The organism is Streptomyces sp. NPDC059248 (genome assembly GCF_042753905.1).
Lineage (GTDB): Bacteria > Actinomycetota > Actinomycetes > Streptomycetales > Streptomycetaceae > Streptomyces.
This window is the reverse complement of sequence record NZ_JBHYZV010000177.1, coordinates 1-1,606: the sequence shown is the minus strand read 5'-3', so window position 1 is coordinate 1,606 and position 1,606 is coordinate 1. Positions and strand designations below refer to the sequence as shown.

Sequence of the window (1,606 nt, the reverse complement as noted above, 5' to 3'; positions counted from 1 at the left end):
GGCCGGGGGGCGGCCGGGGCGCCCGGGGTGGGCACCGCCCCCCCGCCCCCTCCGTTCGTCCGTTCGTCCTTCGTCGGCACCGCGTCCTTCGTCGGCACCGGAACCGGAATACGTGCGTCCTGGTGTGGTCCCGGAGAGTGAAAGGCGGTGCCGGAGGGAAGCGGGCGCGAGGGTACGGGAACGGCAAACCGGTCCCGGTCGTTACTTCTGGCATGACCGCAATGACCCCCGGCTCGAATATCCCGCTGTCCGCCCCCCGCGTGGCGGTGGACGTCGCCGCGCCCGTGCGGCTCGACGTATCGGGCCTGCTCCTCACCGCCGACGGCAAGGTGCGCTCCGACGACGACTTCATCTTCTACAACCAGCCCTCGGGCCCCGGGGTGACCTATCGCTCCGGTGGCGGTGCCGCCCCGGACGCGATCGTGGTGGACACGGCGGCCGTGCCGCCCGGCATCGAGAGGATCGTCGTCACGGCGAGCCCGGACGCGGCGGGTCAGACCTTCCAGGGCGTGGAGCCCACGGCGACCGTCCGCGACGGTGACAGCGGGGCCCCGCTGGCCACCTTCACCCCGCCCCGGCTGGGCGCGGAGACGGCGCTCGTCGTCGTGGAGGTCTACCGGCGCAACGGCGTGTGGAAGGTCCGTGCCGTGGGCCAGGGGTACGCCAACGGCCTGGCGGGCATCGCCACCGACTTCGGTGTATCGGTCGACGAGGAGCCCGCGGCCGCGCAGGCACCCGCCGCCCCGGTGGCACCGCCGGTCGCACCGCCCGCGCCGCCCGCGCCCGCTCCGACGAGGGCGTTCGCCAACTCCGCGCCCCCGGCCTTCGATCCCCGGACAGCCGCGGCGCCGCCCGCGGCGCCGGCGGCGCCCCCGGCCCCGTCCGGCAAGATCAATCTGGACAAGGGCCGGGTCAATCTCCAGAAGAACCAGACGGTGTCCCTGGTCAAGGGCGGCCGTCCGCTGCTCTCCCGGGTCAAGATGGGTCTCGGCTGGGAGCCCGCCTACCGCGGCAAGGACATCGACCTCGACGCGTCCGTGATCGCCTACGGCCCCCAGCGGAACCATCTGGACAGCTGCTACTTCGGCAAGCTGAAGATCCTGAACGAGTCCATCGTCCACTCCGGCGACAACCTCACGGGTGAGGGCGCGGGCGACGACGAGGTGATCACGGTCGATCTGGGGCGGCTGCCCGCCGACGCGACCGGTCTGGTCTTCACGGTGAACTCGTTCTCCGGCCAGAAGTTCACCGAGGTCGCGAAGGCGTACTGCCGTCTGATCGACGCGGCGTCCGGTGAGGAGCTGGTCCGCTTCGACCTGACCGGCGCCGAGCCCCAGACGGGCGTGATGATGGCCAAGCTCATCCGGCAGTTCTCCGGCGAGTGGGAGATGACGGCCATCGGCGACTTCGTGAAGTCCCGTACGGTCCGCGGCATGGTGAAGCCCGCGGCCCAGGCGCTCTGACCTCCGGCGCGCCGACCGGAGCCGTCACCACGGCAGAAGCCCGCCGCCCCCGGTCGACCGGGGGCGGCGGGGTTTTAACGGCCGGGCCCGGACGACCCGTCCGTAAGGGGGGGTCTGTTATAAACAAATGACGCAGCCCACGA

The 1,606-nt window shown here is 72.1% G+C and carries 1 protein-coding gene; it reads left to right on the top strand.

Annotated features, from left to right (window positions below; genetic code table 11):
- The first annotated feature begins 212 nt into the window (after nt 1-212).
- Nucleotides 213-1,463 carry a TerD family protein gene (locus ACFXG1_RS33130; protein WP_384745885.1) on the top strand — a complete coding sequence of 417 codons (1,251 nt, stop codon included), beginning with the start codon at nt 213-215 and terminating at the stop codon, nt 1,461-1,463.
- Nucleotides 1,464-1,606: the final 143 nt, after the last annotated feature.

Bases quoted from the DNA above. Each gene is read 5' to 3' on its own strand.
- ACFXG1_RS33130 (WP_384745885.1), top strand. From the start codon at position 213: ATGACCGCAATGACCCCCGGCTCGAATATCCCGCTGTCCGCCCCCCGC.